Here is a 5,594-nt window from a genome sequence, read left to right on the forward strand (position 1 = left end):
CTGTCCACCCTGGTGACCTTCACCCACCAGCTCGCGGACCGGATCATCGGGATGGGGACCGGCTGACATGGGGACCGGCTGATATGGAAACCGGCTGAGATGGGGACCTGCTGATCCCATGCCGATGGAGATCCTGTCGCTCGATCAGGCCCTGACCGGCCAGATCTATTCCTTCATGCTGATCTTCTCGCGGATCGGCACCGCCTTCATGCAGCTGCCGGGCTTCGGCGACACCTACGTCCAGCCGCGCATACGCCTGCTGCTGGCGCTCGCGATCACGCTGGTCGTCCAGCCCGCCATCATTCCCATGCTGCCGCCTGTCCCGGCCGGCGCGCTCGGGCTGACCGTCCTGATCGTGATGGAAGGCTTCGTCGGCCTGTTCCTGGGCACGATCTCGCGCATGCTCTCGGCGGCGCTGGACATCGCGGGCACCATCATCTCCATGCAGATCGGCCTGTCCAACGCCTTCATGTTTAATCCCGCGCTGGCGGCGCAAGGCACGCTGATCGGCGCCTACATGGGTAATATCGGCGTCGTCCTGCTGTTCGTCACCGATCTTCACCACCTGCTGATCCTGTCGGTGATCGGCAGCTACGAGGTCTTCGTGCCGGGAGCGCCCCTGCCGATGGGCGACTTCGCCGAGATGATGACGAAGATGGTCGCCCAGTGCTTCTCGATCGGGGCGCAGATGGCGGCGCCCTTCATCGCGGTCGGCATCATGTTCAACCTGGCGCTCGGCCTTCTCCAGAAGATGATGCCCCAGCTTCAGGCCTTCGGCGTCATCATGGGCGGCCAGGTGGCGCTCGGGCTGGCGTTGCTGACCCTCGTCATGTCCGCCACGATGATGTTCTGGCTGCGCACGGTCGAAAGCAGCCTCGCCGGTTTTCTCGGCTAGGGCGCGGGGAAGCGGGGATGGCCGAAGACGAGGATGATGCCTCAAAGACCGAGGACGCCAGCGGCAAGAAGCTGAGCGACGCCCGGGAAAAAGGCGACGTGCCGATGAGCCAGGAGGTCAAGATCTGGCTCATGCTGCTCGCCAGCCTCGTCGTCGTCTCCATGATCGCCCCATCCTCGATAAGGCGTCTCAGCGACGGTCTCGTGGGCTACCTCGAGCATGCGGGAACGGTGCCGGTGGACCAGGGCGCCATCGGCGGCATCCTCCGCGACACCGCATTGACGGCGTTCCTGGCGATCCTGCTGCCGGTCCTCATCATGGCGGCGGCCGGGGTCCTCGGCACCATCCTCCAGATCGGCTGGCTGGTCACCGCCGAGAAGATGAAGCCGGACATCGCCAAGCTGAACCCGCTGCCCACCTTCATGCGGCTGTTCTCGATGCAGAACGGGCTGGAACTGGTCAAGGGGTTCGTCAAGATGGCCGTCATCGGGGCCGTCTGCTACATCATCCTGAAGCCCATGATGATCAGCGTCGAGCACTACGCCGGCATGCCGATGGAGCTCCTGCTCAGCGAGATCCAGTATCTCGTCGTCAGGCTCTTTCTCTGGGTCACCATCATCATGTTCCTCCTGGCCGGCGGAGACCTCTTCTATCAGCGGTTCAAGTATGCCGAGAAGATGAAGATGTCCAAGCACGACCAGAAGGAGGAGTTCAAGCAGCAGGAAGGCGACCCCATCGTCAAGGGACGCCTGCGCCAGATGCGGTTCGACAAGGCGCGCCAGCGCATGATGCAGGCGGTGCCCCGGGCCGACGTGGTCGTGACCAACCCGACCCACTTCGCCGTGGCGCTGAAATACGACCAGTCCGCCATGGCAGCGCCGGTCGTGCTGGCCAAGGGCGCCGACGCGGTGGCCGCGAAGATCCGCGAGATCGCCAAGGAGAACGACATTCCCATCGTCGAGAATCCGCCTCTCGCGCGCGCACTCTTCGCCTCGGTCGAAATCGACCAGGAGATTCCGCCGGAGCATTACAAGGCAATGGCCGAAGTCATATCTTACGTGTTCAAGCTGAAGAATCGCCTGGGCCGCAACTAAGCGTTTTGCGCGTTAGGGTTAATGCGGTAGTAAGTCTACTGAATGAACAGTTGCATGGGGCAGCAGTGCAGGATCAGGTCTCTTCATCCGTTCCCGATATTTCCGGCGATTTTTCCGGATCCGGGCTGCCCGCCGGGAAAAAGCCGTCCGGCGATGGCGCCGTGACGCGGACCGCCATCTACGGCCTCGGCGGGATGACGGCTGCCGGAGCGCTGAGCCTGGGTCTCGCGGCCGGCGGGATCGTGACCGACCCCGTCATGCTGACCGGCGGCCTGTTCGCCGTCCTGGCCCTGGGGGGCGGCATCCTCGCCCGGCGGATCGTATCGGTCCAGTCCGGCACGGAGCACCAGCGATCGATGCTGGCCGAAAGTTTCGATGCCGGATTGATGGGGCGGCTGATCACGGCGTCCGGCGGCGCCGTCGTCCAGGCCAACTCCGTCTTCCGCGCCTGGGTCGGTGCCGGGCCGGAAGGATCCCCGGGGTCCGATCCCGCGCTGTTCGACATGCTGCGCCGGCGCTTCGACCATGACCCGGAAATGGCGGCGCGCTTCCGCCGCCTAATGGACTCGGCGCGGCAGGGCAGGGCGGACTGGGCGGAACTGGTGCCCGGCAGCACCCGCGGACCGAAGGACGCCGCTGACTCCGGCTCCTGGTGCCTGATCCGCGTGATGCCGCTCGCCGGAACCGGCGGGCTGGCGAAATGGGTGATCGAGGACATCAGCGACCGCAAGGATGTCGAGCAGCGTCTCCGCGACGAGCAGGAGAACCTGTCCGACTTCATGAACCACGCTCCCGTGGGGTTCTATTCGGTCGATCAGGACGGGCGGTTCCTGTTCGCCAACGCCACGCTGGCCGCCTGGCTCGACTGCTCTGCGGCCGATCTGGTCTGCGGCGGTGTATCGCTGCACGACGTGCTGGCGGAGCCGGCCCGCGGGAGCCGGCACAGCCCCTTCGCCGGCGATGAAAGCCGCGGCGAAGTGACCATGAAGAGCCTGAAGGGGCGCCGGTTCCAGGCTTCGATCGCCCAGACCACCGTGGCGTCGCCGGACGGGCGCAGCCTGCGGACGCGGTCCGTGGTCCGCGACCTGACGCCGGAACGCGACTGGCGCGAGGCGCTGCACCGGTCCGAACAGCGTTTCCAGAGCTTCTTCGAGGATGCCCCCATAGGCATCGCGCTGATCGACGACGACGGCACGCTGGCGGAGTGCAACGACGCCTTCCTGACGATGATCGGGCGGCCGTCGCGCAGCATCCTGGGATGCCCGCTGGCCGAGCTGTTCAGCCCGGGCGAGCGCACCAGCATCCTCGCCCGGCTCGACCAGGGTAAGATCGGTTCCGGAATGATCGCCCCCTTCGAGGTCAACCTGCGGACCCAGGGGCGCGAGAAGAAGATGGCGCAGCTCTATGCGCGCCGTCTGGCCGGGGCGCCGGGCGAGGCCGGCCCTTCCGGCGCTAGCTCCGGTTCCGGTTCCGGAATGATCCTGCACTTCATCGACCTGACCGAGCAGAAGAGCCTGGAGGCGCAGTTCGCGCAGAGCCAGAAGATGCAGGCGATCGGCCAGCTGGCCGGCGGCGTCGCGCACGACTTCAACAACCTGCTGACGGCGATGATCGGCTTCTGCGACCTGCTGCTGCTGCGCCACAAGCCGGGCGACCAGTCGTTCAGCGACATCATGCAGATCAAGCAGAACGCCAACCGGGCGGCCAACCTCGTCCGCCAGCTGCTGGCCTTCTCGCGCCAGCAGACGCTTCAGCCGCGCATCCTGAACATCACCGACGTTCTCGCCGAACTGTCGAACCTCCTGCGCCGGCTGATCGGCGAAAACATCGAACTGAAGATGGTCCACGGCCGCGATCTCGGGCTGATCAAGGTGGACCAGGGGCAGCTCGAGCAGGTCATCATCAATCTGGCGGTCAACGCGCGCGACGCCATGTCCGGCGGCGGCCGCCTGACCATCCAGACCAGCAACGTATCGACCAACGAGCCGACCCGCCGGGAACACGAGGAGATGCCGCCCGGCGAATATGTCGCGATCGAGGTGCTCGATACCGGCACCGGCATTCCCAAGGAGAACCTTGCCCGCATCTTCGAGCCGTTCTTCTCGACCAAGGAAGTCGGCTCCGGCACCGGCCTTGGGCTGTCCACGGTCTACGGCATCGTGCGCCAGACCGGCGGCTTCATCTTCGTCGACAGCGCACCGGGAGAAGGCGCCAAGTTCACCATCCACCTGCCGCGCCATCAGGCGGCGAAGACCGCCGCCGTCACGGCCGAGGCCGAGAGCGAGGCGCGGGAGCGTTCGGCCGGCGACCTTACCGGCACCGGAACGATCCTGCTGGTCGAGGATGAGGACGCCGTGCGCGTCTTCAGCGCGCGGGCCTTGCGCAACAAGGGCTATCAGGTGCTGGAAGCCCGCAGCGGCGAGGCGGCGCTGAGCCTGCTCAACACGGAGTCGAACCGCGTCGACCTTCTGGTCAGCGACGTCGTGATGCCCCACATGGACGGACCGACCCTGATCCGCCACGTCCGCGACAAGCGGCCCGATATGAAGGTGATCTTCATCTCCGGCTATACCGAAGACAAGTTCCGCGACCAGATCGACGCCGGAGAGCACATCCACTTCCTGCCCAAGCCCTTCAGCCTGAAGCAGCTCGCCGGCAAGGTGAAGGAGGTCCTGCGCGACGGGTGATGGAAATGGTGGAGAGATTCCTGATACGAGTCGTGGATAGGCGTGGATGACATCGGATGTAAATGGACGAATATTTTAATATTCGTCATACCAAGACTTGATCTTGGTATCCCCCAGCGTCATTTCCACTATGGCAACGACTCTCTATTACGTGTTGGGAGTCGGCATGTAGCTTTGGGCCAGGAGATACCAAGATCACGTCTTGGTGTGACGGTTGAAAGGCTGCGCCGGGGGGCTAGGGCTTGATGTCCGGCTTCCACGCCCACGAGAACACCCCCGACATAACCGGGTCTTCGTTCTCTTTTTGTTCCGAATAGGCCTTGGCAGAAGAGAACAAAAGCGGTACATTCGCTTCAGATTGCACTCCTGTCCGGCGTATGAGAGAAGAGGGCCCCAGCATGTCGTCCGCACCCTTGCGTTTGGTTGAAAGTCCCATGGATAAGCAAAAGGCACTCGACGCGGCCCTCGGTCAGATCGAACGCGCATTCGGCAAGGGCTCCATCATGAAGCTCGGCGCGCGCGAAGCGGCGACCGAGACTGAAGTCGTCTCGACCGGCTCGCTCGGCCTCGATATAGCACTCGGCATCGGCGGCCTGCCGCGCGGCCGCATCATCGAGATCTACGGGCCGGAAAGCTCGGGCAAGACCACGCTGGCCCTCCACGCCATCGCCCAGGCACAGAAGAACGGCGGCACCTGCGCCTTCGTGGACGCGGAACACGCGCTCGATCCCGGCTACGCCCGCAAGCTGGGCGTCAATGTCGACGAGCTGCTGATCTCGCAGCCCGACGCCGGCGAACAGGCGCTGGAAATCACCGATACGCTGGTCCGCTCCGGCGCGATCGACGTGCTGGTGGTCGACAGCGTCGCGGCCCTGGTGCCGCGCGCCGAGCTGGAAGGCGAGATGGGCGACAGCCATG

Annotated in this window: 4 protein-coding genes; all 4 read left to right on the plus strand. The window is 64.9% G+C overall.

From position 1 onward, the window contains the following. Positions 1 to 118: 118 nt before the first annotated feature. A complete protein-coding gene (locus tag AC5JJ6_RS39235) occupies positions 119 to 895 on the plus strand; it encodes a flagellar biosynthetic protein FliR (protein WP_496047242.1) in 777 nt (258 codons plus the stop codon). Between the two features lie 17 nt (positions 896 to 912). Further along, complete coding sequence (gene flhB / locus AC5JJ6_RS39240; RefSeq protein ID WP_496047243.1) at positions 913 to 1,989, plus strand: flagellar biosynthesis protein FlhB; 1,077 nt, start codon at positions 913 to 915, stop codon at positions 1,987 to 1,989. 194 nt (positions 1,990 to 2,183) lie between these two features. Next, positions 2,184 to 4,676 carry a PAS domain-containing hybrid sensor histidine kinase/response regulator gene (locus tag AC5JJ6_RS39245; protein WP_496047245.1) on the plus strand — a complete coding sequence of 831 codons (2,493 nt, stop codon included), beginning with the start codon at positions 2,184 to 2,186 and terminating at the stop codon, positions 4,674 to 4,676. 398 nt (positions 4,677 to 5,074) lie between these two features. After that, positions 5,075 to 5,594 (plus strand): ATPase domain-containing protein (locus tag AC5JJ6_RS39250; protein ID WP_496047244.1); only part of this gene is annotated, 520 nt, incomplete at its 3' end.

This window comes from Skermanella sp. (genome assembly GCF_059503625.1).

Bases quoted from the DNA above. Each gene is read 5' to 3' on its own strand.
- AC5JJ6_RS39235 (WP_496047242.1), top strand. From the start codon at position 119: ATGCCGATGGAGATCCTGTCGCTCGATCAGGCCCTGACCGGCCAGATC.
- AC5JJ6_RS39245 (WP_496047245.1), top strand. From the start codon at position 2,184: ATGACGGCTGCCGGAGCGCTGAGCCTGGGTCTCGCGGCCGGCGGGATC.
- flhB (WP_496047243.1), top strand. From the start codon at position 913: ATGGCCGAAGACGAGGATGATGCCTCAAAGACCGAGGACGCCAGCGGC.